The 24,498-nt window shown below is 66.1% G+C and carries 25 protein-coding genes; 13 read left to right on the forward strand and 12 right to left on the reverse strand.

Annotation, left to right across the window (positions count from 1 at the left end):
- Positions 1 to 154: 154 nt before the first annotated feature.
- The 5 genes from FOA17_RS07900 (at position 155) to dtd (ending at position 5,420) form a co-directional block, all read left to right on the forward strand.
- On the forward strand, positions 155 to 1,798 hold the full coding sequence (locus tag FOA17_RS07900) for a CTP synthase (protein ID WP_149140927.1): 1,644 nt from the start codon (positions 155 to 157) through the stop codon (positions 1,796 to 1,798).
- A gap of 7 nt (positions 1,799 to 1,805) precedes the next feature.
- Positions 1,806 to 2,885, forward strand: a complete 1,080-nt coding sequence (locus tag FOA17_RS07905; protein ID WP_149140928.1) for a hypothetical protein — start codon at positions 1,806 to 1,808, stop codon at positions 2,883 to 2,885.
- A 68-nt stretch (positions 2,886 to 2,953) separates the two neighbouring features.
- On the forward strand, positions 2,954 to 3,919 hold the full coding sequence (locus tag FOA17_RS07910) for a phosphoribosylaminoimidazolesuccinocarboxamide synthase (protein WP_149140929.1): 966 nt from the start codon (positions 2,954 to 2,956) through the stop codon (positions 3,917 to 3,919).
- Between the two features lie 140 nt (positions 3,920 to 4,059).
- Positions 4,060 to 4,983 (forward strand): carbohydrate kinase family protein, encoded by a 924-nt coding sequence (locus tag FOA17_RS07915; protein ID WP_149140930.1) that lies wholly within the window; start codon positions 4,060 to 4,062, stop codon positions 4,981 to 4,983.
- Positions 4,980 to 5,420, forward strand: a complete 441-nt coding sequence (dtd, locus tag FOA17_RS07920) for a D-aminoacyl-tRNA deacylase (RefSeq protein WP_149140931.1) — start codon at positions 4,980 to 4,982, stop codon at positions 5,418 to 5,420. Before FOA17_RS07915 ends, dtd begins: the two co-directional genes overlap by 4 nt.
- 6 nt (positions 5,421 to 5,426) lie before the next feature.
- Here dtd and FOA17_RS07925 read toward each other — a convergent pair whose 3' ends face one another.
- The 4 genes from FOA17_RS07925 to FOA17_RS07940 all read right to left on the reverse strand — a co-directional run bounded on the left by FOA17_RS07925 (position 5,427) and on the right by FOA17_RS07940 (position 10,458).
- The gene (locus tag FOA17_RS07925) at positions 5,427 to 5,951 is read right to left on the reverse strand and encodes a hypothetical protein (protein WP_149140932.1); all 525 of its coding nucleotides are present in this window, start codon (positions 5,949 to 5,951) and stop codon (positions 5,427 to 5,429) included.
- A gap of 62 nt (positions 5,952 to 6,013) precedes the next feature.
- Complete coding sequence (locus FOA17_RS07930) at positions 6,014 to 7,900, reverse strand: acyl-CoA synthetase (protein ID WP_149140933.1); 1,887 nt, start codon at positions 7,898 to 7,900, stop codon at positions 6,014 to 6,016.
- A gap of 196 nt (positions 7,901 to 8,096) precedes the next feature.
- A complete protein-coding gene (lysM, locus tag FOA17_RS07935) occupies positions 8,097 to 8,549 on the reverse strand; it encodes a peptidoglycan-binding protein LysM (protein ID WP_149140934.1) in 453 nt (150 codons plus the stop codon).
- Between the two features lie 115 nt (positions 8,550 to 8,664).
- Entirely contained in the window at positions 8,665 to 10,458 is a 1,794-nt protein-coding gene (locus FOA17_RS07940; RefSeq protein WP_162528199.1) for an ABC transporter transmembrane domain-containing protein, read from the reverse strand.
- Positions 10,459 to 10,619: 161 nt separating this feature from the next.
- On the opposite strand from FOA17_RS07940, the gene FOA17_RS07945 reads away from it, so the two are divergent.
- Genes FOA17_RS07945 through FOA17_RS07955 form a run of 3 tightly spaced genes read left to right on the forward strand, consistent with a single transcriptional unit; the run spans position 10,620 to position 13,098 of the window.
- Positions 10,620 to 11,294: a haloacid dehalogenase type II gene (locus FOA17_RS07945; protein WP_149140935.1), complete on the forward strand. Its 675-nt coding sequence runs from the start codon at positions 10,620 to 10,622 to the stop codon at positions 11,292 to 11,294.
- The gene (locus tag FOA17_RS07950; protein ID WP_149140936.1) at positions 11,291 to 12,127 is read left to right on the forward strand and encodes an alpha/beta fold hydrolase; all 837 of its coding nucleotides are present in this window, start codon (positions 11,291 to 11,293) and stop codon (positions 12,125 to 12,127) included. The genes FOA17_RS07945 and FOA17_RS07950 overlap by 4 nt, the downstream gene beginning before the upstream one ends.
- A complete protein-coding gene (locus FOA17_RS07955; protein WP_149140937.1) occupies positions 12,124 to 13,098 on the forward strand; it encodes a threonine ammonia-lyase in 975 nt (324 codons plus the stop codon). Before FOA17_RS07950 ends, FOA17_RS07955 begins: the two co-directional genes overlap by 4 nt.
- 85 nt (positions 13,099 to 13,183) lie before the next feature.
- Here the strand turns inward: FOA17_RS07955 and lepA are convergent, their stop codons facing one another.
- Entirely contained in the window at positions 13,184 to 14,983 is a 1,800-nt protein-coding gene (gene lepA, locus FOA17_RS07960) for a translation elongation factor 4 (protein WP_149140938.1), read from the reverse strand.
- 374 nt (positions 14,984 to 15,357) lie between these two features.
- Here lepA and FOA17_RS07965 point away from each other — a divergent pair, with 374 nt between their 5' ends.
- Both FOA17_RS07965 and FOA17_RS07970 read left to right on the forward strand, forming a co-directional pair.
- On the forward strand, positions 15,358 to 16,503 hold the full coding sequence (locus FOA17_RS07965; RefSeq protein WP_238991764.1) for a Hint domain-containing protein: 1,146 nt from the start codon (positions 15,358 to 15,360) through the stop codon (positions 16,501 to 16,503).
- Positions 16,504 to 16,688: 185 nt separating this feature from the next.
- Complete coding sequence (locus tag FOA17_RS07970; RefSeq protein WP_149140939.1) at positions 16,689 to 16,997, forward strand: hypothetical protein; 309 nt, start codon at positions 16,689 to 16,691, stop codon at positions 16,995 to 16,997.
- Position 16,998: 1 nt separating this feature from the next.
- Here the strand turns inward: FOA17_RS07970 and FOA17_RS07975 are convergent, their stop codons facing one another.
- A complete protein-coding gene (locus FOA17_RS07975; protein ID WP_149140940.1) occupies positions 16,999 to 17,475 on the reverse strand; it encodes a low molecular weight protein-tyrosine-phosphatase in 477 nt (158 codons plus the stop codon).
- A gap of 29 nt (positions 17,476 to 17,504) precedes the next feature.
- Here FOA17_RS07975 and FOA17_RS07980 point away from each other — a divergent pair, with 29 nt between their 5' ends.
- Positions 17,505 to 18,215, forward strand: coding sequence for a Sir2 family NAD-dependent protein deacetylase (locus tag FOA17_RS07980; protein WP_149140941.1), 711 nt, complete (start codon positions 17,505 to 17,507; stop codon positions 18,213 to 18,215).
- A gap of 21 nt (positions 18,216 to 18,236) precedes the next feature.
- Here FOA17_RS07980 and FOA17_RS07985 read toward each other — a convergent pair whose 3' ends face one another.
- From FOA17_RS07985 to meaB, 5 genes are all read right to left on the reverse strand, one after another.
- Complete coding sequence (locus FOA17_RS07985; RefSeq protein ID WP_149140942.1) at positions 18,237 to 18,737, reverse strand: copper chaperone PCu(A)C; 501 nt, start codon at positions 18,735 to 18,737, stop codon at positions 18,237 to 18,239.
- A gap of 29 nt (positions 18,738 to 18,766) precedes the next feature.
- Positions 18,767 to 19,108 carry a hypothetical protein gene (locus FOA17_RS07990; RefSeq protein WP_149140943.1) on the reverse strand — a complete coding sequence of 114 codons (342 nt, stop codon included), beginning with the start codon at positions 19,106 to 19,108 and terminating at the stop codon, positions 18,767 to 18,769.
- A 110-nt stretch (positions 19,109 to 19,218) separates the two neighbouring features.
- The gene (gene rpmB / locus FOA17_RS07995) at positions 19,219 to 19,506 is read right to left on the reverse strand and encodes a 50S ribosomal protein L28 (protein WP_149140944.1); all 288 of its coding nucleotides are present in this window, start codon (positions 19,504 to 19,506) and stop codon (positions 19,219 to 19,221) included.
- 101 nt (positions 19,507 to 19,607) lie between these two features.
- On the reverse strand, positions 19,608 to 20,714 hold the full coding sequence (locus FOA17_RS08000) for a bifunctional transcriptional activator/DNA repair enzyme AdaA (protein WP_149140945.1): 1,107 nt from the start codon (positions 20,712 to 20,714) through the stop codon (positions 19,608 to 19,610).
- Positions 20,715 to 20,773: 59 nt separating this feature from the next.
- On the reverse strand, positions 20,774 to 21,748 hold the full coding sequence (meaB, locus tag FOA17_RS08005; protein ID WP_149140946.1) for a methylmalonyl Co-A mutase-associated GTPase MeaB: 975 nt from the start codon (positions 21,746 to 21,748) through the stop codon (positions 20,774 to 20,776).
- A gap of 150 nt (positions 21,749 to 21,898) precedes the next feature.
- Here meaB and FOA17_RS08010 point away from each other — a divergent pair, with 150 nt between their 5' ends.
- Positions 21,899 to 22,612 (forward strand): DUF3108 domain-containing protein, encoded by a 714-nt coding sequence (locus FOA17_RS08010; RefSeq protein WP_149140947.1) that lies wholly within the window; start codon positions 21,899 to 21,901, stop codon positions 22,610 to 22,612.
- A gap of 2 nt (positions 22,613 to 22,614) precedes the next feature.
- Positions 22,615 to 22,782 (forward strand): hypothetical protein, encoded by a 168-nt coding sequence (locus FOA17_RS19890; RefSeq protein ID WP_203232289.1) that lies wholly within the window; start codon positions 22,615 to 22,617, stop codon positions 22,780 to 22,782.
- Between the two features lie 104 nt (positions 22,783 to 22,886).
- On the opposite strand, the gene FOA17_RS08015 is transcribed toward FOA17_RS19890, so the two are convergent.
- Positions 22,887 to 24,458 (reverse strand): bifunctional metallophosphatase/5'-nucleotidase, encoded by a 1,572-nt coding sequence (locus FOA17_RS08015; RefSeq protein ID WP_149140948.1) that lies wholly within the window; start codon positions 24,456 to 24,458, stop codon positions 22,887 to 22,889.
- Positions 24,459 to 24,498: the final 40 nt, after the last annotated feature.

A 24,498-nucleotide genomic window follows, 5' to 3' on the forward strand; every position in this document is an offset into this window, starting at 1 on the left:
CACAATCGGTAGTTTTTCTACCCTGACACCCGACAGCATCTAGCGGCTTGCTGTTGCGCTTGGCCGATTTTGCGGCTAAGCCATGACTCCCGTGATGCTGCGATTCCCGGGCCGGGAATCGCCTGTTCCAGACGATATTCACGGGAGACCCCACATGGCACGTTACATCTTCATCACCGGCGGTGTGGTGTCCTCTCTCGGCAAGGGGCTGGCCTCGGCCGCGCTTGGTGCCCTGTTGCAGGCGCGCGGCTATTCGGTGCGGCTGCGCAAGCTTGACCCCTATCTGAACGTCGATCCCGGCACGATGTCGCCCTTTGAACATGGCGAGGTTTTCGTGACCGATGACGGCGCGGAGACCGATCTGGATCTGGGCCATTACGAACGTTTCACCGGGGTTTCGGCCCGCAAGACCGATTCCATCTCCTCGGGGCGCATCTATTCCAACGTGCTGGAAAAGGAGCGTCGGGGCGATTATCTGGGCAAGACCATTCAGGTCGTCCCCCACGTCACCAACGAAATCAAGGACTTCCTGCGCATTGGCGAGGCCGAGACCGATTTCATGCTCTGCGAGATCGGCGGCACGGTGGGCGATATCGAGGGCCTGCCCTTCTTTGAGGCGATCCGCCAGTTCATCCATGAACGCCCGCGCGGCGAATGCATCCTGATGCACCTGACGCTGCTGCCCTATCTGGCGGCAAGCGGCGAGCTGAAGACCAAACCCACCCAGCACAGCGTCAAGGAACTGCAATCCATCGGTCTGGCCCCCGATGTGCTGGTCTGCCGCAGCGAACACCCGATCCCGGAGCGGGAGCGCGAAAAGATCGCGCTGTTCTGCAATGTGCGGAAAGAGGCGGTGATTCCCGCCTATGACCTGCAAACCATCTATGAGGCGCCGCTGGCCTATCACCGCGCCGGGCTGGATCAGGCGGTGCTGAATGCCTTTGGCATCGAACCGGCGCCGAAGCCGAACCTGGCCCGCTGGGAAGACGTGATGGACCGCATCACCAACCCCGAGGGCGAGGTGCGCGTGGCGATTGTCGGCAAATATACTCAGCTGGAAGACGCCTATAAATCCATCGCCGAGGCGCTGACCCATGGCGGCATGGCGAACCGCGTCAAGGTGCGCGCCGAATGGATCGACAGCGAGATCTTCGAACGCGAAGACCCCGCCCCCTATCTGGAGCGGTTCCAGGCCATTCTGGTGCCCGGCGGCTTTGGCGAGCGGGGCACCGAGGGCAAGATCAAGGCCGCGAAATATGCGCGCGAAAAGGGCATCCCCTATCTGGGCATCTGTCTGGGCATGCAGATGGCGGTGATCGAGGCCGCGCGCAATCTGGCCGGCGTCACCGATGCCGGGTCCGAGGAGTTTGACCACGAGGCCGGCGCCAAGCGGTTTACCCCGGTGGTCTATCACCTCAAGGAATGGATCCAGGGCAACCATGTCGTCGAACGCAAGGTCGGCGACGACAAGGGCGGCACGATGCGGCTGGGCGCTTATAACGCGACGCTGGTGCCGGGGTCCAAGGTGGCCGAGGTCTATGGCACCACCCAGATCGAGGAACGCCACCGCCACCGCTATGAGGTGGATACCCGCTTCAAGGCCAAGCTGGAAAGCTGCGGGCTGATCTTTTCCGGCATGTCGCCCGATGGCCGCCTGCCCGAGATCGTGGAGGTGAAGGACCACCCCTGGTATATCGGCGTGCAGTTCCACCCCGAACTGAAATCCAAACCCTTCGCCCCCCATCCGCTGTTCGCCGATTTCGTGAAGGCGGCGGTCGGGGTCAGCCGGCTGGTGTGACAAAGCCATGGCGCCGGGCAAGATCGCCATCGTGGTCGGCGCCGGCGCCAGCGTGGAACTGGGTTTCCCGGCCGGGCGGGGGCTGCTGGGGAAGATTGCGGGGAAGGTTCATGCAACCTCGGTTGATAGCGCGACCCAATATCGGTCATCATCGAAGCGCTTTGCATCGGCAGTCCAGCAACTCGCCGCCAATGAACGCGGGCAGTTCAGCTTAGGGCAAGAGCGCGCAGTTTTGAAGGATGCCTACTGGCTCGCCTCCAACGCGCCATTGGCCCCGTCCATCGACAATCTGCTGCATACCCATCAGAACAACCCGCAAATCGTAAAAATCGGCAAGGCGCTGATCTGCGATTGCCTGTATGATGCCGAATCGGCCTCGCCCCTGATGCCGGATACAAAGAAACGCAGCGACTTTTCGTTCCTGCATCGGCAACGGGGCGACCATTCGGCCACGACAAGCTGGCTGTCGCGCATCTTCTGGATGCTGGCCGAGGGCAGCGATTTTGACCAATACCTGCAAAAACTGGCCGATATCAGCTTTATCAGCTTCAACTATGATCGCTGCATCGAACATTTCCTGACCAATGCCGCGATTTCCTATTTCCGGCTGGAGGGGGAGGACGCAAAGCGCGCGCTGGACGGGATCCAGATCGTGCATCCCTACGGATCGCTGGGCAAGTTGCGGATCGAAGGCGGGGCCGCCGCCGGCTTTGGCGAATGCGAGGATCTGGCAAATGCGGCCAAGAACATCCGCACCTTTACCGAGGGCATGGGACATGAATCCCGTAGCGAAAAGATCAAATCCGCCCTCGGCAGCGCCGAACGCATCCTGTTTCTGGGCTTCGGCTTCATCCCCCTGAACATGGACCTGCTGTTCAGCACATTGCCGCCAAGGCAGGTGCCAATGATCGCTGGCACCAGCAAGGGCCTGTCGCCCGCCTCGGTCGAGATCGTCACCGATATGCTGCTCGGCTATCCCGCCTTCGCCGCCGAACGCATCATGTCTACCGCCCGCAAGCGCATCGCGTTGCAGGATATGACCTGTTGCGCCTTTCTGGATCACAACAGCTTTGCGCTGCGGCGCTGAGCGCCCGCTTGATTGACAGCGGCGCGCGGCTGGGCGATAGGCGGGCATTCCCCTGACCGGAGGCCCCGATGCGCGTCCTGCCCGAAGCCCGAATCCCGGAACTGCCGAACCCCTATTTCGGCAAGGTGCGCGATTGCTATGACCTGCCACCCACGGCAGAGGTGCCCGAGGGGCGGCGCATCCTGATTTCCTCGGACCGGATTTCGGCCTTTGACCGCATTCTGGCGGCGATCCCCTACAAGGGGCAGGTGCTGACCCAGGTCGCGCGCTGGTGGTTCGACCGCACCGGAGATATCTGCGGCAATCACGTTCTGGCCTATCCCGACCCCAATGTGGTGATCGGCAAGCGGCTGACCATCCTGCCGGTGGAGATCGTGGTGCGCGGCTATCTGGCGGGCACCACCGGCACCTCGGTGCTGACGCTGTATAAAAAGGGCCAGCGGCAGATGTATGGCCATACGCTCCCCGACGGGTTGCGCGACAATGAGGCGCTGCCGCAGGCGATCATCACGCCGACCTCCAAGGCCTTTGACGGCGGCCATGACGAGCCGCTGACCGCGGCCGAGATCGTGGAACAGGGGCTGCTGAGCGCCGCGCAATGGGACGAGGTTTCGGCCAAGGCGCTGGCGCTGTTCGCGCGCGGGCAAAAGATGGCCGCCGAACGCGGGCTGATTCTGGTCGATACGAAATACGAATTCGGCGTCGATCTGGACGGCAATATCCTGATCGCGGACGAGATCCATACGCCCGACAGCAGCCGCTACTGGTTGGCCGATGGCTATGACGCCGCCCTGCGCGATGGCACGCGCCCGCCCAGCTTTGACAAGGATGTGATCCGCGCCTGGGTGGCGGCGCGCTGCGACCCCTACAAAGATGCGATCCCCGAGATTCCGCGGGAAATGATCGAACAGACCAGCCGCGTCTATGTGCAGGCTTTCGAGGCGATCACCGGCGAGGCCTTCCACCCGGATCTGACCGGCGCCACGGTGCTGGACCGGGTGCGCGCCAACCTCGCGCCCTATTTCGGGGCGTGAGCGGCGCAGGGGGAGGCTGCCTGCCTCCCCCTCGCCCGTTCCGGGCGCCCCCTCCGGGAGTATTTCGCAAGGAGCAGATGCGCATGTTTGCGCTAACATCGTCTTTTCGGCTATAAGCGCCGAAACATCGGGAGGCTGCGATGATTCTGAGCTGTGGCGAGGCGCTGATCGACATGTTGCCGCGAGAAAGCACGGAGGGCGAGGCCTGTTTCGCGCCCTATGCGGGGGGGGCGGTGTTCAATACCGCCATCGCGCTTGGCCGGCTGGGCGCGCCCTCGGCGTTCTTTTCCGGGGTCTCGACCGATATGCTGGGCGAGATTCTGGCCGATACGCTGACCGCCTCGCGGGTCGATACGCGGTTTCTGGCGCGGTCTGGCCGGCCGACCACGGTGGCCTTTGTCAAGCTGGTGAACGGTCAGGCGACCTATGCCTTTTACGATGAGGGCACGGCGGGGCGCGAATTGACGGTGGCGCAACTGCCCGACCTGCCGGCCGAGGTGGAGGCGCTGTTTCTGGGCGGAATCAGCCTGGTGAACGACCCGGCCGCCAGCACCTATGAGGCGCTTCAGGCGCGCGAAGCCGCGACGCGGGTCACCATGATCGACCCCAATATCCGCCCCGGTTTCATCGCCGGGAAAGAGGACACCTATCGCGCGCGGATCGAGCGGATGATTGCGCGCGCCGATATCGTGAAACTTTCGGACGAGGATCTGCATTGGCTGATGGGCGCGGGCGATCTGACGGCGCTGGCGCGCAGCATCGTTGCCAAGGGGCCGCAGGTGGTGTTCATCACCGAAGGCGCCGCCGGCGCGCGCGCAGTCACCGCGACGCAGGATCGTTTCGTGGCCGCGACCCCGGTCACCGTGGCCGATACGGTGGGCGCGGGCGATACGTTCAACGCGGGCGTGCTGGCCGCGTTGCATGACGCGGGGGTACTGAGCAAGGCGGGGGTCGCTGCGCTGTCCGATGCGGTGCTGGATGCGGCGCTGAGCCTGGGCACCCGGGCGGCGGCCGTCACGGTCAGCCGGCCCGGCGCCAACCCGCCCTGGCGGCACGAACTGTGAGGGCGGTTGTCCAGCGGGTGAGCCGCGCCAGCGTCACCGTCGAGGGCACGGTCACAGGCGCCATCGGCGAGGGGCTGATGATCCTGGTCTGCGCCATGCAGGGCGATGCCGAGGCGCAGGCCGACCAACTGGCCGCCAAGATCGCCAAACTGCGCATCTTCAAGGACGAGGCGGGCAAGATGAACCGCTCGGTCAAGGATATCGGCGGGGCCTGTCTGGTGGTCAGCCAGTTCACGCTGGCGGCCGATCTGCGCGGCAACCGGCCCGGCTTTTCCACCGCCGCCAGCCCGGAGGAGGGCCGGCGGCTTTATGACTATTTCACCGACCGGCTGGCGGCCGAGGGGCTGGTGACGGCCAAGGGCATCTTTGGCGCCGATATGGATGTCGAATTGCTCAATCAGGGGCCGGTGACGATCTGGATGGATACCGCGACCTGACCGCCGTCAGTTGAACGGATTGCCGTCGCTTTCCTGTCCCAGCACCTTGACGCATTCGATCAGCGCATTGATCGAGGCCGAGGAACCGGCCAGCGAATAGGTCTGCACATGGTTGCCGCTGTCATTGGCCAGATGCAGGCTCCGCCCTTCCACCACCTCCATCAGGAAGCGGGTGGAGGCATCGTCGCCGGGCAGGTTGAACAGGACCGAATTCTGGTAAAGCTCGGCATTGGTCAGCGACCAGGGCGACCGCCGGTCGATCTGCACGCTGAGGTCGGCGGAGCCGCCATCGGTGAAGGTCCAGCCCGCGGAATAGAACTGGAGCTTTACCGGATTCCACGGATCGGCCCAGATGGAGAAGGTGTCGCGCCCGTCGGTGACCTGCGCGACACAGGCGATGGAACCGTCGTCAAAGCCCACGACCTCCACCATCCAGTTCTTGTGGGTCAAAAGCCGCTCCGAGACCGGCTCTGCCACCAGCGGGGCGGCGCAAAGCACCGCGACAATGCCGCCCAACATGAAACGCCGCATGAAAATCCCCCGTCAGAATACGGGCTGACTGTTCCCGAGCGGCGCGAGTCGCACAAGGGGGATCAGGGTTGCCAATCCCAGGCGAAGGTGAAATTCCCCAACACTTCGGCCACCTTGGCCTCGTCCCCCCGGGGGGCGAGCCGCGCGACCAGTCCGCGTTTCTTGTCCTCGGCCACCTCGACGACGCGCGCGGCGCAGCCGGCCTCGGCCAGGGCCGCGTCATAGATGCGGGTGATCGCCATGCGGCGCAGATCGGGTTTGAACACCTTGCCCACGGCGGTCTTGGGCAGTTCGTCCAGCACCTCCACATGTTTGGGCACGGCGGCGCGTTCGGGGATATGGGTTCTGGCATAGTCCAGCAGCTCGGCCGAGGTGACGCTGGCCCCCTTGACCAGTTCGACATAGGCGCAGGGCAATTCGCCCGCATGGGCATCGGGCTGGCCGATGGCACCGACAAAGGCCACCGCCTCATGGCCCATCAGCGCCTCCTCGATCACCGCGGGGTCGATATTGTGGCCGCCGCGGATGATCAGATCCTTGGCCCGCCCGGTGATGAACAGATAGCCCTCGGCGTCGATCCGGCCCAGATCGCCGGTGCGCAGAAAGCGCCCCTCGGCAAAGAGCGTGCGGTTCTTGTCGGCCTCGGTATAGGTCGATCCCTCGAACACGCCGGGATTGGCCACGCAGATCTCGCCCACCTCATCGGCGGCGCATTCGATGAAACCGCCCTGCCCGTCGGTGCGCAGGATGCGCACATGGGTATAGGGGAAGGGAATGCCGACCGAGCCGATCTTCTTGGCCCCCGAAGGCGGGTTGCAGGAGACAAGGCAGGTGCATTCGGTCAGGCCGTAGCCCTCGATGATCTGCACCCCGGTCGCCTTTTCAAAGCGGTTGAACAGCTCGATCGGCAAGGGGGCCGAGCCGGAAAAGGCGCCGCGCAGGCTGCTGACATCGGCATCGACCGGGCGCTGCATCAGCGCGGCCAGTGCCGTGGGCACGGTGATCATGTAGGTCACCTTCCAGCGGTCGATCAGCTTCCAGAAATTGTCGAAGACGCCCTCGCCGCGATAGCCGGCCGGGGTCGGGAAGACGACATGCGACCCGGCCGAAATCATCGACATCAGGATCGGATAGACCGCAAAGACATGGAACAGCGGCAAGGGGCAGATCACGGTATCGGTTTCCGAAAACAGCAGGCGGTTGCCCAGCCAGCCGTTATAGACCATGCCAGACACCTTGTGCTGCGCCAGTTTCGGCATGCCCGTGGTGCCGCCGGTGTGGAAATAGGCGGCAACGCGATCCTCGGTCGTATCGGCAAAGGTCAGCCGGTCGGCCGGATGCTTGCGCATCTCGGCGCGAAAGCTTTTGACATTGGCGTGATGGAGCACCGCGTTCTTGGGGCGCAGGAAATGCGCGATCCATTTCTTTGGCGGGCGCAGATAGCGCAGCAGATCGACCTCCAGCACGGTTTTGACCGAGGGCGCGTGTTTCACCGCCTCGGCGACCTTGGCGGCCAGATCGGTCTTCGGGAAGGCGCGCAGGGTGACGACCACCTTGGCGCCGCTTTCGCGCAACAGGGCGCTGATCTGCTCGGGCTCCAGCAGCGGGTTGATCGGGTTGGCGATGCCCGCCACCATGCCGCCCAGCAAGACCTGCACGGTTTCGGAACAGTTGGGCAGCACATAGGCCACCACGTCGCGTTCCCCCACGCCCAGGCTGCGGAACAGGTTGGCGGCCTGGGTGACCTTGCCGTGCAGCTCTGCCCAGGTCTGCGTCTCGGCCGGATCCTGAGGCCCCGAGGTCAGTTGATAGGACACCGCCGGGCGCTGGCCGTGCTGCGCGGCGGCGCGGGCGAGAAAGGCGTGAATGCTGCGCGGCAGGCCGCGTGACGGCCAGTCGCATTCGGCTTCGATGGCCTTGATATCGGCCAGTGTCGCGAAACTTCCCATGATGTCCTCCCTGCTCCCGGTTCGTCCGGGATGCCTCCTGCCGCCCAAGATGCGCAATGCCCCGCCCTGCCGCAAGCGAGTGGCCGGGCTTTGCCGCGACGTTCCCGCAGCCGGAACGCTGCGTCAATCCCGGCAATCAGGGGGCGCCAAAGACGACGGGGGGCACCTGGCCCCCCGCCCCGGCCCGCAAGGACGATTACTTCTGCGGGATGCGCAGGTTCTGGCCCGGATAGATCTTGTCGGGATGTTTCAGCATGGGCTTGTTGGCCTCGAAGATCTCATTGTAGCGGTTGGCATTGCCCAGCGTCGCCTTTGCGATGGCCGACAGCGTGTCGCCCTTTTTCACCGTATAGAACACCGGCTGCGGGGCGGCAGCGGGCATCTCGGCCTCGACCTCGGCCACACCGGCGACATTGCCGACGGCGAGGATGACCTTTTCCTGATCTTCGGGCGTGGCGGCGGTGCCGTCGATCTTTACCTTGTCGCCGGTGACGGTGATCTTCACATCCTTGGCGTCAAGGCCGAGCTTCTGCACCTCTTGCTTCAGTGCCTCTTCCTTGGCGGCGGCGGCTTCGGGCGCCTCGGCGGCTTCGGCCTTGGAGCCGAACAGCGACGATCCCGCATCCTTCACGAATGACCAAAGACCCATGGGTGAACTCCTTTCACACAGGCGCGGCCCTTGCCGCGCGGAACAGGGGCAGCATGGCGCCACAACCGGCGCGGGTCCAGTGAAAGATATGTCGCAAAATTCCCCGCAGGCGGGATCAGACCTGCCCGTCGGTGAATTGCAGCCGGGCGAGGCGCGCATAAAGCCCGCCCTCGGCCACCAGCGCGTCATGCTTGCCCTGCGCCACGATCCGGCCCTGATCGAAGACCACGATCCGGTCGGCGCGTTTCACCGTGGCCAGGCGATGCGCCACCACCAGCACGGTGCGGCCCCGGGCCAGCCGCTCCACCGCCTCTTGCACGGCGCGTTCGCTTTCGGCGTCGAGCGCCGAGGTCGCCTCATCCAGCAGCAGCACCGGCGCGTCGCGCAGGATCGCGCGGGCAATGGCGATGCGCTGTTTCTGCCCGCCCGACAGCATCACGCCGCGTTCGCCCAGAAAGGTGTCATAGCCCTGTGGCAGCGCCGAAAGGAAATCATGCGCGGCGGCGGCGCGGGCGGCGTCCTCCACCTCGGCATCGCTGGCGCCGGGGCGGCCAAAGCGGATGTTGTCGCGCGCCGAGGCCGCAAAGATCACCGGGTCTTGCGGCACCAGCGCCAGCGCCTGCCGGAAATCGCCGCGCGCCATCGCCCGCAGGTCGATGCCATCCAGCGTCACGCGGCCGCCCTGCGGATCGTAGAACCGCATCAGCAATTGCAGGATCGTGGTCTTGCCCGCCCCCGAAGGCCCGACCAGCGCCACCGTCTCGCCCGGGGCCACATGCAGATCGACCCCGTTCAAGGCCGAGACATCGGGCCGGGTCGGATAGGCGAATTGCACCCCTTCGAAGCCGATCTCGCCACGCGCGGGGCGCGGCAGTGCGCGGGGCGCAGCCGGATCGCGCACGCTGTCTTCGGTTTCCAGCAATTCGACCAGACGTTCGGTCGCGCCGGCGGCACGCTGCAATTCGCCCCAGATCTCGGACAGCGCGCCGACCGCGCCGGCCACCATCACGGCATAGATCACGAATTGCACCAGTTCGCCCGCGCTCATGGCGCCGCCGCGCACATCGCGCGCGCCGATCCACAAGACACCCACGATGCCCGCGAAGACAAGAAAGATCACGATGATCGTCATCAGGGCGCGGGTGCCGATGCGATCCTTGGCCGAGGCATAGGATTTCTCGGTCACCTCGGCGAAACGCGCGCGGGTCTGCGGCTCATGCGTGAAGGCCTGCACGGTCTGCGCGGCCTGCAACGCCTCGGCCGCCGCACCCGAGGAGGTGGCGATCCAGTCCTGGTTGTCGCGGCTCAGCTTGCGCAGGCGCCGCCCCATCACCACGATCGGCACGATGACCACCGGTACGATCAGCAGCACAAGCCCGGTCAGCTTGGGCGAGGTCCAGAACAGGAACCCCATGCCCCCGATCAGCAGCAACACATTGCGCAGCGCGACCGAGACGGACGATCCGATGACCGACAGGATCAGCGTCGTGTCGGTGGTCAGGCGCGACAGCACCTCGCCCGTCAGGATGCGTTCATAGAAGGCGGGGCTTTGGCCCAGCACGCGGTCGAACAGCGCGCGGCGGATATCGGCCACCACCCGTTCGCCCAGCCGGGTGACGAGGTAATAGCGCAGCCCCGTGCCCAGGGCGAGCGCCGCGGCAATCGCCAGCGCCGCGCCGAAATACTCATCCAGCAGCGCCGCCGTGCCGGTGTTGAAATTGTCCACCACCCGGCGCACCGCCAGCGGCAAGATCAGGCTGACCCCCGCCGTCAGGGTCAGCGCGCCGAACGCCCCCAGGATCAGCCCGCGATAAGGCGCCAGAAACGGCCGCAGCCCGCTGAGTGCCCCCACCCGCCGCGATGCGGCGCGATCGGATGTCACATCGGTCATTCCCGGGGCTCTGGCCATGGCATCTCTCCTGTCTCGCGCCTTGGGGTTTAGGCGGGCACGGCCCCCGGGGCAAGCGCGACCTGTCGCCGCTGGTCGGGACCATGGTCGCAAGCGCGCCGCCGGTCGGGGGTTCACCTTGCCGCGCCGCTGTGCCACGCTGCCCGGGGGAGGTGACCGGAATGCCGATCAAGACCGTGATCTTCGATGCCTATGGCACATTGTTCGACGTGGATGCCGCCGCACGCGAGGCGGCGCGCAGTCACCCGGTTCTGGCGGAATGCTGGCCCCGACTGTCGGCCGACTGGCGGCGCAAGCAGCTGGAATATAGCTGGCTGCGCAGCCTGATGGGGCTGCATGCCGGCTTTGACAGCGTGACCGCCGATGCGCTGGATTGGGCCCTGGATGCGCAGGGGCTGGCGGATGTGGCGCTGCGCCGGCGGTTGCTCGACCTCTATCAGGCGCTGCCGGCCTACCCGGAGGTGCCGGCGGTGCTGGAGACGCTCGCCGCGCGGCGGGTGCCGGCGGCGATCCTGACCAATGGCACGCCGGGCATGGTGGCGCGCGCCGTCGCCGCGGCCGGGCTGGAAAGCCGCTTTGCCACGCTGCTGAGCGTGGAATCGGTCGGCATCTTCAAGCCCGCGCCGCGCGTCTATGATCTGGTGCTGGAACGCTTTGCCGTGGAACCCGCCGCCGTCCTGTTCGTTTCCTCGAACGGCTGGGATATCGCGGGGGCCGGCGCCTTTGGGTTTCGCACGCTCTGGGTGAACCGCGCCGGGCTGCCGGTAGACCGCCTGCCCCACCGACCGGCGCGGATCGCGCCCGACCTGACCACCCTGATGGACGACCTTGCATGACCGATTACTTCACCGCCGCCGATGGCGCGCGTCTGGCCTACCGCGACGAGACCCTGGGCGCGGGCGGGACTGTGCCGCTTTTGTGCCTGTCGGGGCTGACCCGCACCATGGCCGATTTCGACTACATGATCCCGCATCTGCCGCCGCTGCGCCTGATCCGCATGGATTATCGCGGCCGGGGCGCCAGCGACCGGACCGGCGCCGCCAGCTATACCGTGCCACAAGAGGCGCAGGATGCGCTGCGGCTGCTGGATCATCTGGGGATCGACCGCGCCGCCGTGCTGGGCACCTCGCGCGGGGGGTTGATCGCGATGTTCCTGGCCGCGACGGCGAAGGACCGGCTGGCGGGCGTCGCGCTGAACGATGTGGGGCCGGTGATCGAGCGCAAGGGGCTGGAGCGGATCTTCGATTATCTGGGCCGCAACCCCGCCGCCCGCACGCATGAGGCGCTGGCCGCCGCCCTGCCCGGCGTGATGCCCGGCTTTGCCAATGTCCCGCCCGCGCGGTGGCTGGAGGAGGCGCAGATCCATTACCGGGCCGAGGGGCGCGGCTTGCAGATCACCTATGACCCGGCGCTGCGCGAGGCCTTCATCGCCGCTTTCGAGGGGCCGCCGGTCGATCTCTGGCCCTTGTTCGACGCGATGGCGGGGCTGCCGCTGGCGCTGATCCGGGGGGCGAACAGCGACCTTCTGTCCGAGGCGACCACCGCCGAGATGCGCCGGCGCCGCCCCGACATGATCTTTGCCGATGTGCCCGACCGCGCGCATATCCCCTTTCTGGACGAGCCGGAATCGGTGGCGGCGCTGCACGCCTGGCTGGGGCGTCTGGCATGACCGACATTTCCCGCATCGAGGCCGCGGCCTTTCGCCTGCAAGGTCATGCGCTGCGCACGCCGCTGCTGGGTTCGGCGCTGCTGAACGAAATTGCCGGGCGGCGGGTCTGGCTCAAGGCCGAATGCCTGCAACATACCGGATCGTTCAAGTTCCGGGGCGGCTGGGCGGCGGTATCTGCGCTGTCGCCCGAGGCGCGGGCGCAGGGGGTGATCGCCTATTCCTCGGGCAATCACGCGCAGGGAGTGGCGCTGGCGGCGCAACGCCATGGCGCGCCCTGCGTCATCGTGATGCCGGCCGATGCGCCGCCGGTCAAGATCGCCAACACGCGGGACTATGGCGCCGAGGTGGTGCTGTATGACCGCGCCCGCGACAATCGCGATGCCATCGGCGCGCGCATCGCGGCGGAACGCGGGCTGACGCTGATCAAGCCGTTTGACGATGCCGAGGTGATCGCGGGGCAAGGCAGTTGCGGGCTGGAAATCGCCGAACAGGCGACCGAGCTGGGCATCCGCGAGGCCGATGTGCTGGTCTGTTGCGGCGGCGGGGGGCTGGCCTCGGGCGTGGCGCTGGCGCTGGAAAGCCGCGCGCCCGGCCTGCGGGTGCGCACGGCCGAGCCGGAGGGCTTTGACGACATGGCGCGCAGCCTGGCCAGCGGCCGCGTGCAGCGCAATGACGCCGCCAGCGGGTCGATCTGCGACGCGATCCTGACCCCTGCCCCGGGCGCGCTGACCTTCCCGATCCTCAGCCGTCTGGCCGGGCCGGGGCTGGTGGTCAGCGATGCCGAGGCGCTGCGCGCGATGGCGCTGGCCTGGCTGCGGCTGAAAGTGGTGCTGGAGCCCGGCGGCGCGGTGGCGCTGGCCGCCGCGCTGTTCCGCCCCGACCAGATCGCGGGCGAGGATGTGATCTGCATCGGGTCGGGCGGGAATGTCGATCTGGCGGTGTTCCGGCAGGCGCTGGCCAGGCTGGACTGAGGCCCGCGCGGGATGGTGACCGCCGGAGGGGTTTTGCACCCCTCCGGACCTCCCCGCAGGATATTTGTGAACAGATGAAGAAGGGTCAGCTATCCATCTTGAGCGCGGAGATGAAGGCGCTTTGCGGGATTTCGACCTTCCCGAACTGGCGCATCTTCTTCTTGCCCTCTTTCTGCTTCTCCAAGAGCTTCTTCTTCCGCGTGGCGTCGCCGCCATAGCATTTCGCGGTCACGTCCTTGCGCATGGCGCTGATGGTTTCGCGCGCGATGACCCGGCCACCGATGGCGGCCTGGATCGGGATCTTGAACATGTGCCGGGGGATCAGCTCTTTCAGCTTTTCCACCATCACGCGGCCGCGCGCCTCGGCCCGGTCGCGGTGGACCATGATCGCCAGCGCATCGACGGGTTCGTCATTCACGAGGATCGACATCTTGACCAGATTGTCCTCGCGATATTCCGACAGCTGGTAATCGAAGCTGGCATAGCCCTTGGTCACCGATTTCAGCCGGTCGTAGAAATCGAACACCACTTCGGCCAGCGGCAGGTCATATTCGACCATGGCGCGGCTGCCGGCATAGGTCAGGTTCAACTGGATGCCGCGGCGATCCTGGCAGAGCTTGAGGATATCGCCCAGATATTCGTCGGGCACCATGATCGTGGCCTTGATGCGCGGCTCTTCGATATGGTCGATATAGGTCAGGTCGGGCATGTCGGCGGGGTTGTGCAATTCGCGCACCTCGCCATCTTTCATGTGCAGGCGGAACACCACGCTGGGGGCGGTGGTGATCAGGTCGAGGTCATATTCCCGTTCCAGACGGTCGCGCACGACCTCAAGGTGCAGCAGGCCGAGAAAACCCATGCGGAAGCCGAAGCCGAGCGCGGCCGAAGTCTCCATCTCGTAGCTGAAGCTGGCATCGTTCAGCGCCAGCTTCTCGATCGCGTCGCGCAGGGCCTCGAAATCATTGGCATCGACCGGGAACAGCCCGCAGAACACCACGGGTTGCGCGGGCTTGAACCCCGGCAGGGGCGCCGCGCAGGGTTTGCGTTCATGGGTGATGGTGTCGCCGACGCGGGTGTCGCGCACCTGCTTGATCGAGGCGGTCAGCACGCCGATCTCGCCCGGGCCGAGTTCGGCGATATCCACCATCTGCGGCTTCAGCACCGCCAGCTTGTCGATGCCGTAGATCGCGCCGGTCTGCATCATCTTGACCCGGTCGCCCTTGCGGATCACGCCGTCGATGACGCGGATCATGACGACGACGCCCAGATAGGCGTCATACCAGCTATCGACCAGCATGGCCTTGAGCGGCGCGTCGCGGTCGCCCTTGGGCGCCGGCAGGCGCTGCACGATGGCCTCCAGCACGTCGGGGATGCCGAGACCGGTCTTGGCCGAAATCGGGATCGCGTCGCTGGCGTCGATGCCGATCACGTCCTCGATGTTTTCCTTGACCCGGTCCGGGTCGGCCGCCGGCAGGTCGATCTTGTTCAGCACCGGCACGATATCGTGCCCCGCATCGATCGCCTGATAGACATTGGCCAGCGTCTGCGCCTCGACCCCCTGGGACGCATCCACCACCAGCAACGAGCCTTCGACCGCGCGCATCGACCGGCTGACCTCATAGGCAAAGTCCACATGGCCGGGCGTGTCGATCAGGTTCAGGATATAGGTCTGCCCATCCTTCGCCGGATATTCGATCCGCACGGTATTGGCCTTGATGGTGATGCCGCGCTCGCGCTCGATATCCATCGAGTCCAGCATCTGCGCCTTCATGTCGCGCGCGGCCACCGTGCCCGTCATCTGGATCAGACGGTCGGCGAGGGTGGATTTGCCGTGGTCGATATGGGCCACGATGGAGAAGTTGCGGATACGGTCAAGCTGGGTCATGGGCGCGCGTATAGCTTCAAAACGCCATGCCGGGAAGGGGGAGTTGCGAGGCACAGCGAAGTGCTGGCCCCAGGATCCGCCTCCGGGGCACTTCAGCGCCGCCCAGACCTGCCAAATTCGATGGCAAGGCCGCCTCACAGAGGGGGAAATTTACGCCAAAACAATCACAAGTCATTGTTTCCAAATGATACACAGCCGGAATTCACGACAAAATCAACAACTTGCCGCGCGACCTTAATGTAAACGCGAATTCGCCGCAAATTTGCCTCAATTTGACAAGGCCGCCCGCTTGGCTCATGCCCATCCTATGGGGCGCATCTCTGCCAAAGGCCCCCTGCCGCCTGCCAGCGTCGCAATCATTAGGGGGATTTGCCATGCCGACCAGCACGGTCAACTGGCTCTGGATCGGGAATGTGTCGGCCATCGACACCACGCCTGGAACGAATGTCACGCAAACACAGCTCAACGCAGCCGGAATGAGCGGCTATTCCGTCACCGGCCCCGCCAACATCGCCCCGGTTGCCGTCACCGGCAGCACCGTCACCAGTGGCAGCACGCAGGTTTTCACCGCGCCGTTCAACCCGGTGGGCGGCTTTGTCAGCCAGTTCAGCTTTGACAGCCCGACCACGGCCGGCACCATCGGCGGCCAGACCATCCAGACCACGTTCCGCGGCGACATCACCATCACCATGCCCGACGGCTCGACCTCGAACCAGGTCGCCACCATCGTGCAAATGTCGAATGGCGATGTGTTCCTGCGGCCCAATGCGCAATTCCTGTCAACCTGGGACGGCATCAACGCGCTGCAAACCATCACCATCACGCAGGCCACGCCCTTCCCCTCGAACACCGTGCTGAATTCGGTGATCTCCTTCAGCCCCGACATTTTCGACGTGGTGATCCCCTGCTTCACCGCCGGCACGATGATCGAGACCGCTACCGGCCTGCGCCCGGTGGAAAGCCTGCGCGTGGGTGATCTCATCCGCACCGCCGATCACGGCTTGCAGCCGCTGCGCTGGATCGGGCGGCGCGATCTGCTGGCCACCGCGCTGGAGGCCGACCCGCAGCTTTGCCCCGTGGCCATCGCGCCCGGCGCGCTTGGCCCCAACCTGCCCGCCACGCCGCTGCTGGTGTCGGGCCAACACCGCATGCTGGTGCGCTCGCGCATTGCCGCGCGCATGTTCGAGGTCGAGGAAGTGCTGGTCGCCGCGGTGCAATTGGTCGGCCTGCCCGGCATTACCCTCGCCCCGCCGCAGGCTGTCACCTATCTGCACCTGCTCTTTGACCGGCACGAGGTGGTCTTTGCGAATGGGGCCCCCAGCGAGAGCCTCTATCCCGGCCCGGTCGCGCTCAAGTCCCTGGGCACACGGGCAGTGGAGGAGATTCTCAAACTGTTTCCCGATCTCGCCCAATGCGACAGCTTCCGCCTGCATCCGGCGCGGCCTCTGGTGCGCGGACGGCAGGGCCGGCACATGGCCGAACGCCATCTGAAGAACGCGGTCAGCCTGCTGGCAGCCTGATCGCCACCGCATCTGGTGGTGGGGCCAGCCCCCGCCACCAGCCCTGCTCCACTCCGCGCAGGTTCGGCCAAATCCCGCCGAGGCACCAAGCCGGATTGAAATTTTCACCCCGGATCGTCATAATCGCTGCCAGAAAATGACCAGTGGCGGAGGCAAAACCCCGCCCACCGGCAAGAGGCAGAGACATGAAGAAACCCTATCTGGCGGGCGCCCTCTCGGCGCTTGTGCTTTCCCTTGCAACCAGCGCGGCCATGGCCGGCCCGATCGAGCGCGCCTGCGCCGCGTCGGCCAATGGCAATCGTGCGGTTTGCGGCTGCATCCAGCAGGTCGCGGACATGACGCTGCGCGGGGGCGACCAGCGGCGCGCGGCCAAGCTGATGAAAGACCCCGATCTGGCGCATGACGTCTGGGTGTCGAAGCGGCAGGCCGATGACGAATTCTGGGATCGCTACAAGAATTTCGGCCAGATGGCCGAGGCCTATTGCGCCCAGTGACTCAGCGTCCCCTGTAGGGGGACCGGGCCAGCGCGGCGATCAGCCCGTCGCTGGCTATTTCGCACAGATCGACCGTGAGGTCATAGGTGCCGCTATACCAGGGGTCGGGCATTTCGGCATGGCCGCAGCCCGGCGCGTGATCCAGAAACATCTCTGGCCGCGGCCCCTGCCCGGCCTGGCGCCAGAGCGCGGTCGCATCGACCAGATTGCGGCGATCCATCACCAGCACCCGGTCAAAGCGCGCGAAATCCGCGACGGTCAACCGGCGCGAGCGCAGCCCGCCGAGATCATAGCCCCGCGCCAGGGCGGCGGCGCGCATCGGCGGGTGCGGCGCCTCGCCCGCATGCCAGGCATCGGTGCCCGCGCTGTCGGCGGTGACGGCCAGCCCGGCAGCGGTGGCGCGCTGGCGGAACACGACCTCGGCCGTGGGCGATCGGCAGATATTGCCAAGGCAGACAAAGAGAATAGCCTGTTTCATGGGTCTTGGTCTGCCACGGAGGTCGCAATATGAAAAGCCCTGTCGGAAGGCTGGTCATCCTGACCGGCGCCGGGATCAGCGCCGAAAGCGGGCTTGGCACCTTTCGCGACCGGGACGGGCTCTGGACGCGGCACGACCTGTCCAAGGTGGCCACGCCCGAAGGCTTTGCCGAAGATCCGGCGCGGGTGCATGCCTTTTACAATGCCCGCCGCGCCAATGCCCGGGCGGCGGCGCCCAATGCCGCCCATCTGGCGCTGGCAGCACTGGAGCGGCGATGGTCGGGCGACTTCCTGATCGTGACACAGAATGTGGATGACCTGCATGAACGTGCGGGGTCGCGCAATGTGCTGCATATGCACGGGGTATTGGAGGGCGCGCTTTGCGCCGGCTGCGGGCATCGCTGGCCGGCGTCGGCGGTGATGGCGGCCGATGATCCCTGCCCCGCCTGTGCCGCGCCCCGGACCCGGCCCGACATCGTCTGGTTCGGCGAATATCCCTATCAGATGGAGCGGATCTGGCAGGCATTGCGCGCCGCCGATCTGTTCGTGGCCATCGGCACATCGGGCACGGTCTATCCGGCGGCGGCCTTTGCGCAGGATGCCGCGCGGGCCGGGGCGGAGTGTCTGGAACTGAATGCCGAGGCCAGCGCCGTGGCCTCGGATTTTCATGCGCTGCGCATCGGGCCGGCCACGCGGCTGGTGCCCGAATGGGTGGCGGAATGGCGCGACGGCCCGGGCTGAGCCCGCCGCCGCGCCCAGCACTCAGTTGGAGGCGCCGTGCTTGTGGCCCATGCCCTCGCCCTGCATGCCGCCCATCATCCCGTCCTGGCGGACCAGATCGACCGGCACTTCGACCTGCATCACACCGGCCTTTTCAAAGGTCAGCGTCAGCATCACCTTTTCATCCTGCACCAGCGCGCGGTTCAGGCCCAGCAGCATCACATGATCGCCGCCCCGGGCAAGCGCATGGCTGGAACGGGCGGGAATCGCAAAGCCCTCGGGCACCTCCACCATCTGCATGACACCATTGGCATCCTGCTTGTGGGTGTGCAATTCCACCTTGGCGGCGACATCCGAGGCGGCCGAGATCAGCCGGTCATCGGCATCGCTCTGATTCTCGATCACCATGAAGGCAGCACCGGATTTCGCCATCATGGACGAGGCCCGCGCATAGGCATCAGCGATGACAATACCATCGGCCAGGGCCGGCAGCGCGAACAGGGCCACAGCCGTGGCCATAAGGGTTTTCTTCAGCATTTTCATATCCTTGATCTGTCTGTTTCGGAACGGAATCAGATCAGGATCGGCGGCCCCCGCGCCCGGGGTTGTGGCGGGGCATGGCCGGCAGGCAAGGCGGGGACCGGCCGCGACAGCCGCTCCGCCCGCGCCTCGGGCCGGGCTGGTAACACCAGATCGGGCAGAATCGCCACGCCCGCCATCACGCAATCGGGGCACAGATGCACCATCGGCACCGGATTGCCCTCGGCATCCAGGGCGACCGTGGTCACGCCATAGCCCGAACAGATGACCAGCGTGCTGACCGCAACCGGCTGCGCCCGCGCCACCGCCATGCCAAAACTGCCGATCACCAGGATCAGCGTAAGCAGGACGGCGCGGAATGTCTTGCGGGTCATGCCCCGCTTCTATCAGGCGGGCGGCGGGCTGCAACGCGCCATCGCGTCGCGGCAGATGCAAAAACCCCGCCGAGGCGGGGTTCGCAGCAGTCACGAAAGACCGGCAAGGATCAGGCGGCAGCCTGGGCCTTGGCGATTTCTTTCTTGATCTTCAGCGCCTTGTCCGACAGCTCGTCGTCCTTGGCCTTGGCGAGGAAGGCATCCAGCCCGCCACGGTGATCGACGGTGCGCAGCGCGGCGGCCGAGATGCGCAGCTTGAACGACTGGCCCAGAACGTCGGACATCAGGGTGACTTCGTTCAGGTTCGGCAGGAAGCGCCGTTTGGTCTTGTTGTTGGCGTGGCTGATGTTGTTGCCAACCATCGGGCCTTTACCGCTGAGTTCGCAGACGCGCGACATGTTGTATTCCTTGTCTTTCGGACCCTTGCCCTGCGGCGGCAGCCCGGAGTAACAGCCATGGACCCCGCCCGAAGGCTGGTTCCGAATTCCATCGGGGCCATTTAGGCGGAAACGGATGCGCCGTCAAGCGATTCACCACCGCCCGCGCCCGCCGCCGCGATGCGCCGTTCCAGCGCGATCAGACTGTCCTTGCGCCACAGCCCGCCGCCATAACCGGTCAACGCCCCGTCAGCCCCGATCACCCGGTGGCAGGGCACCAGAATCGCCAGCGGATTGGCCCCGTTGGCCGCGGCCACCGCGCGCACCGCCTCGGGGCGGCCCAGCCCGGCGGCCAGCCGGCCATAGGTCGTCGTCGCCCCCACCGGCAGGCGGCGCAACGCCGCCCAGACCTCTTTCTGAAACGGCGTGCCCAGCGGCGCAAGCGGCAGCGCAAAATCGGCGCACTCGCCCGCGAAATAGCGCGCAAGCGCGGTCTCCAGCCGATCGGTCATGGCGGTGCGCCCCAGCCCGATCCGCCCCTTTGCCGCCCGCGACAGCGCCCGCATCTCGCGCGGCAGCGCCTTGCGGCCCGCGAATTCCAGCAGGAACACCGCGCGGTCGTCGCAGACCGTGATCATGTCGCCCAGCGGCGTGGTCAGAAAGGCGGTGCGCAGGCTGGCCGGCCCGCCCAATGCGGCGGGCGGGTGGCCGGTCAGCCGCTGAAACGCCGCACGAAAGCCCGACCCGCTGTCAAACCCCGCCTCCAGCTGCGCCGCGATCACCGCGCCGCCCTGCTCCAGATGGCGCGCCCCCTGCGCCAGCCGGGCCTGCCGCGCCAGTTCCAGAAAGGTCGCGCCGAATTGCCGCCGGAAGGCACGCCGCAGGGTCGAGGGGTCGTGCCCGCGCGCCACCAGATCGGCCTCGCTCCAGCGCCGCCCCGGATCGTCGCGCAGCGCCTCCAGCAAGGCGGCATGGGCCGGCGCCACCTCGCCAAGCGGATTGCAGCGCCGGCAGGGGCGGCAACCCTCGGCCAGACAGGCCGCTACCGTGGCGTGAAACCGGCAATTGCGCCGCAGGGGTTTGGGCGCCGGGCAGGAAAGCCGGCAGAAGATGCGGGTAGAGCGGACAGCCACAAAGACCCGCCCGTCATAGGCGGCCTCGCGCGACAGCAATGCTGCGTAAAGCCCGTCATCATCGGGCAGGGTCCGGGACCAGAGATCGTTTTCCATGCGGCCAGCCTAGCCGATTCGCGGCCGCCCCGACGCCGAATTTCGGGCGCCGCTTGCGCCTAGCGGCCCAGATGCGCCAGCAATTCCGCCGCGGCCTCGTCTGGGGTGCGGGCGCCCTGCCCCACCTCGGCGCCCAGATGCGCCATCAGCCCGCGCAGGGGTTCGCGGGTCAGGCGGGCCAGCAGGCTCTGGCGCACCTCCTCCTCGAACCAGTGGCGCGCCTGTTCGGTGCGCCGCCGCGCCCAATGCCCCTCGGCCCGGCGCCATTCGACAAGGGCGCGCATCTCGTCCCAGGCCTGTGCCAGCCCGTTCTCCTCCAGCGCGGAAACCGCCAGGGCCTTGGGAAAGCCGTCGGGGTCTTGCGGTCGGCGCCGCAACAGCCGCAGGGCGCCGGCATAATCGGCCTGGGTGCGCAACGCGGCCGGTTTCAGATCGCCATCCGCCTTGTTCACCAGAATGAGGTCGGCCATCTCCATGATGCCGCGCTTGACCCCCTGCAATTCGTCGCCCCCCGCCGGGGCCAGCAACAGCAGGAACAGGTCGCACATCTCGGCCACCATGGTTTCCGACTGGCCCACGCCCACCGTCTCGATCAGCACCACGTCAAAGCCCGCCGCCTCGCATAGCGCCACGGCCTCGCGCGTGCGGCGCGCGACGCCGCCCAGATGGGTCTGGCTGGGCGAGGGCCGGATGAAGGCCATCGGATCGCGGCTCAGCCGCTCCATCCGGGTCTTGTCCCCCAGGATAGACCCGCCCGACCGCGCCGAGGACGGATCGACCGCCAGCACCGCGACCCGCAACCCCTGCGCGGTCAGGAAACAGCCAAACGCCTCGATGAAGGTCGATTTCCCCACCCCCGGCGTGCCCGACAACCCGATGCGCAGCGCCTGCCGCCCGGCCTGCGCCACCTCGGCCACCAGGGCGCGGGCCTGATCGCGATGATCCTCGCGCGCGCTTTCGACCAGGGTGATGGCGCGGGCCAGCGCACGGCGGTCTCCGGCGATCACGGATTGTGCAAGGGGTGAAACATCCATCAGGCAACTCCGGCGGTTCTGGGCGGTCTGGGTCACGGCTTCGGCAGAATGGGGCCTATTTCGCCCCTTGCGGGCTGTAATGCCCGACCGGGGCGCTATATTCCAGTGTCCAGAGGCGGCCCGGGGTCGCCACGGTGAACGGAGTGACAGATGCGTTTCAGAATTCTGGCAGTTGCGGCGGTGATGGCGGGCGGCCTGGCAGGCACCGCTTTCGCCGAACAGGCGCGGTTCGATTTCGTGCTGAAGGGCATCAAGGCCGGCAGCCTCAGCTGGTCCGGCACGGGCGAACCCGGCGGCAGCTACAGCGTTGAGGGCACGCTGAAGACCTCGGGCCTTGCGGCGCTCCTGAAAAAGGTGCGCTACGATGCCGCGGCCAGCGGCAGCCTGACCGCCAAGGGCAGCTATCTCGCCGCGCGCTACAGCGAGGACGCGAATACCGGCAAGCGGCAGTCGCGCTCCTCGATGACCTGGTCCAAGGGCGTGCCCACGGTGCAGGACAGCAGCGAACGCAAGGCAAAACCCTGGGATATCGATCCGGCCAGCCAGAAGGGCACGGTCGATCCGCTGACCGCGATGTTCGCCACGCTGCGCGACGTGGCGCCCGGGCAGGAATGCAAGGTCAATCTCAACATGTTCGACGGGCGCCGCGCCTCGAAACTCACCCTTGGCGCACCGACGGCCCAGGGCGACAAGGTGGTCTGCGCCGGTGAATACCGCCGCGTCGCCGGCTTTTCACCCGATGACATGGCCGAAAAGACCCGCTTTCCCTTCACATTGACCTATGCCCCCGCCGGCGACAGGATGCAGGTGGTTGAGGTCGCGATGGATACGCTTTACGGCAAGGCGCGACTGGTCAGGGAATGAACATGGATTACAGCAAGTCAGGCAGCAGCGCGGGCGGCAAGAAGGCCCCCACGCGGCATCAGGAACACAATCAGAAGGGCGGCAAGAAAAACCCCTTCGGATCGAAAGACGACAAGGCCGCGCTGCTCGCGCGGATGAAGGCCGCGTCCGAAGCCAAGAAACAGGACTGACGCCCCCCTTCATCTGTTCAAAAATATCCTGCGGGGAGGTCCGGAGGGGTGCAAAACCCCTCCGGCGCTGACCGCCCCGCAGCGGGGCCGGGGTGGTGCCTGTGTCACTTCACCGTGACGCGGCCATCGGTATAGGGCTTGTAGGCCCCGCCCTTGGCCAGGAATTCGGCCGTCACATCCGCCAGATCGGGGCCGAAATCATAGGCATCGGCCGCGGTGGTGAACATCTTGAACCCGTCGCCACCGCCGCGGACATAGTTGTTCGACACGACAAGATAGTCCTTCGCCGGGTCCAATGCGGCAAAGCCGTCCCCTTCGGCCACCATCACATCGCTGACGCGGCTGCCGGCGGGTTGCGCCGGATCGACGGTGTATTTCATCCCCGCCACCTGAAGGAACCGCCCGGCCTTTTCCTCATATTGCGAGGCGCCGTTTTCCAGCGCGTCCTTCAGCACCGCGCCCGGCACCTTGAAGGTCGAAAGCGTGTTCTGGAAGGGCAGCACCGTCAGCACCTCGCCCATGGTCACCGGACCTGCGTCGATCGAGGCGCGCAGCCCGCCGGAATTGGCCAGCGCGATGGTCACGCCCTGATCCTTTACCCGGTCCAGCATCGCGTCGGCCACCAGATTGCCCATGGAACATTCCACCTGGCGGCAGATGTCGCGATTGCCCTCGATCGCCTCGGCGCTTTCGGCGACGACCTTGTTGCGGATCTCCTCCAGCGGCTTGCCCAGTTCGGCGATGCGCGCCACGGTCGGCGCGTCCTCGGCGACCTTCGCATCCATGATCAGCGGCTCGCCCTTGGCCTCGGTGATCTCGCCCGCGTCGTTGAAGGTCAGGTTCAGCTCGCCCAGGAACTTGCCATAGGCATAGGCCTGCACGATGGCGGTATTGTTCACCATGGTCGGATAGGGCCCGGCGGCGTCTTCGCTGACATTGGACAGATAGGTATTGTCATGCCCGCCCACGATGACATCGACCCCGGTCGTGCCGGCGGCCACCGCCTGATCGACCAGATAGCCCGAATGGCTCAGCACGATGATCTTGTTCACGCCCTCGGCGGTCAGCTTGTCCACCTCGCCCTGCACCGCCTGCACCGGATCGGTAAAGATCACGTTCTTGCCGGGGCTGGCCAGTTCGTCGGTATCCTGCGGGGTGAGGCCGATCAGGCCCAGCTTTTCGCCGCCGCGTTCGATCACGGTGGATTTCAGGATCTTGTCCTTGAGCAGCGGTTCCATCGAGATATCGGCATTCGACATCAGCACCGGAAAGCCCACGGCCTCCACAAAGCCCTTCAGCACCTCGGGGCCGTCATCGAATTCGTGGTTGCCCACCGTCATCGCGTCATAGCCAAGCTTGTTCATGAACTCGGCCGTCATCTTGCCCTTGTAATAGGTATAGAACAGCGTGCCCTGAAACTGGTCGCCGCCATCGACCAGGATCGTGTTGTTCGACCGCGCCCGCGCCTCGGCCAGCGCCGTCACCAGGCGGGCCGATCCGCCAAAGCATTCGCCGGCAGTATTATCCTCGGCCGGACAGGTGGAATCGTATTTGCTGATCGGCTCATAGCGGTCATGGAAATCGTTGGTATGCAGCAGGGTCAGCGAATAATCGGCATGGGCCATGCCGGCCCCGAGGGCCAGGGTCGCGGCGGTCAGAAGCAAACGCGCGGTCATCGGAAACTCCCTTGTTGGTTGATCGGTCCAGACTGTGACC

Source organism: Gemmobacter caeruleus (genome assembly GCF_008271655.1).
Classification (GTDB): Bacteria; Pseudomonadota; Alphaproteobacteria; order Rhodobacterales; family Rhodobacteraceae; genus Gemmobacter; species Gemmobacter caeruleus.

What these genes read in the sequence shown, in the direction of transcription:
- FOA17_RS07900 (WP_149140927.1), top strand. Translation starts at nt 155, where the DNA reads ATGGCACGTTACATCTTCATCACCGGCGGTGTGGTGTCCTCTCTCGGC.
- FOA17_RS07905 (WP_149140928.1), top strand. Translation starts at nt 1,806, where the DNA reads ATGGCGCCGGGCAAGATCGCCATCGTGGTCGGCGCCGGCGCCAGCGTG.
- FOA17_RS07910 (WP_149140929.1), top strand. Translation starts at nt 2,954, where the DNA reads ATGCGCGTCCTGCCCGAAGCCCGAATCCCGGAACTGCCGAACCCCTAT.
- FOA17_RS07915 (WP_149140930.1), top strand. Translation starts at nt 4,060, where the DNA reads ATGATTCTGAGCTGTGGCGAGGCGCTGATCGACATGTTGCCGCGAGAA.
- FOA17_RS07925 (WP_149140932.1), bottom strand. Translation starts at nt 5,951, where the DNA reads ATGCGGCGTTTCATGTTGGGCGGCATTGTCGCGGTGCTTTGCGCCGCC.
- FOA17_RS07930 (WP_149140933.1), bottom strand. Translation starts at nt 7,900, where the DNA reads ATGGGAAGTTTCGCGACACTGGCCGATATCAAGGCCATCGAAGCCGAA.
- lysM (WP_149140934.1), bottom strand. Translation starts at nt 8,549, where the DNA reads ATGGGTCTTTGGTCATTCGTGAAGGATGCGGGATCGTCGCTGTTCGGC.
- FOA17_RS07940 (WP_162528199.1), bottom strand. Translation starts at nt 10,458, where the DNA reads ATGGCCAGAGCCCCGGGAATGACCGATGTGACATCCGATCGCGCCGCA.
- FOA17_RS07945 (WP_149140935.1), top strand. Translation starts at nt 10,620, where the DNA reads ATGCCGATCAAGACCGTGATCTTCGATGCCTATGGCACATTGTTCGAC.
- FOA17_RS07950 (WP_149140936.1), top strand. Translation starts at nt 11,291, where the DNA reads ATGACCGATTACTTCACCGCCGCCGATGGCGCGCGTCTGGCCTACCGC.
- FOA17_RS07955 (WP_149140937.1), top strand. Translation starts at nt 12,124, where the DNA reads ATGACCGACATTTCCCGCATCGAGGCCGCGGCCTTTCGCCTGCAAGGT.
- lepA (WP_149140938.1), bottom strand. Translation starts at nt 14,983, where the DNA reads ATGACCCAGCTTGACCGTATCCGCAACTTCTCCATCGTGGCCCATATC.
- FOA17_RS07965 (WP_238991764.1), top strand. Translation starts at nt 15,358, where the DNA reads ATGCCGACCAGCACGGTCAACTGGCTCTGGATCGGGAATGTGTCGGCC.
- FOA17_RS07970 (WP_149140939.1), top strand. Translation starts at nt 16,689, where the DNA reads ATGAAGAAACCCTATCTGGCGGGCGCCCTCTCGGCGCTTGTGCTTTCC.
- FOA17_RS07975 (WP_149140940.1), bottom strand. Translation starts at nt 17,475, where the DNA reads ATGAAACAGGCTATTCTCTTTGTCTGCCTTGGCAATATCTGCCGATCG.
- FOA17_RS07980 (WP_149140941.1), top strand. Translation starts at nt 17,505, where the DNA reads ATGAAAAGCCCTGTCGGAAGGCTGGTCATCCTGACCGGCGCCGGGATC.
- FOA17_RS07985 (WP_149140942.1), bottom strand. Translation starts at nt 18,737, where the DNA reads ATGAAAATGCTGAAGAAAACCCTTATGGCCACGGCTGTGGCCCTGTTC.
- FOA17_RS07990 (WP_149140943.1), bottom strand. Translation starts at nt 19,108, where the DNA reads ATGACCCGCAAGACATTCCGCGCCGTCCTGCTTACGCTGATCCTGGTG.
- rpmB (WP_149140944.1), bottom strand. Translation starts at nt 19,506, where the DNA reads ATGTCGCGCGTCTGCGAACTCAGCGGTAAAGGCCCGATGGTTGGCAAC.
- FOA17_RS08000 (WP_149140945.1), bottom strand. Translation starts at nt 20,714, where the DNA reads ATGGAAAACGATCTCTGGTCCCGGACCCTGCCCGATGATGACGGGCTT.
- meaB (WP_149140946.1), bottom strand. Translation starts at nt 21,748, where the DNA reads ATGGATGTTTCACCCCTTGCACAATCCGTGATCGCCGGAGACCGCCGT.
- FOA17_RS08010 (WP_149140947.1), top strand. Translation starts at nt 21,899, where the DNA reads ATGCGTTTCAGAATTCTGGCAGTTGCGGCGGTGATGGCGGGCGGCCTG.
- FOA17_RS19890 (WP_203232289.1), top strand. Translation starts at nt 22,615, where the DNA reads ATGGATTACAGCAAGTCAGGCAGCAGCGCGGGCGGCAAGAAGGCCCCC.
- FOA17_RS08015 (WP_149140948.1), bottom strand. Translation starts at nt 24,458, where the DNA reads ATGACCGCGCGTTTGCTTCTGACCGCCGCGACCCTGGCCCTCGGGGCC.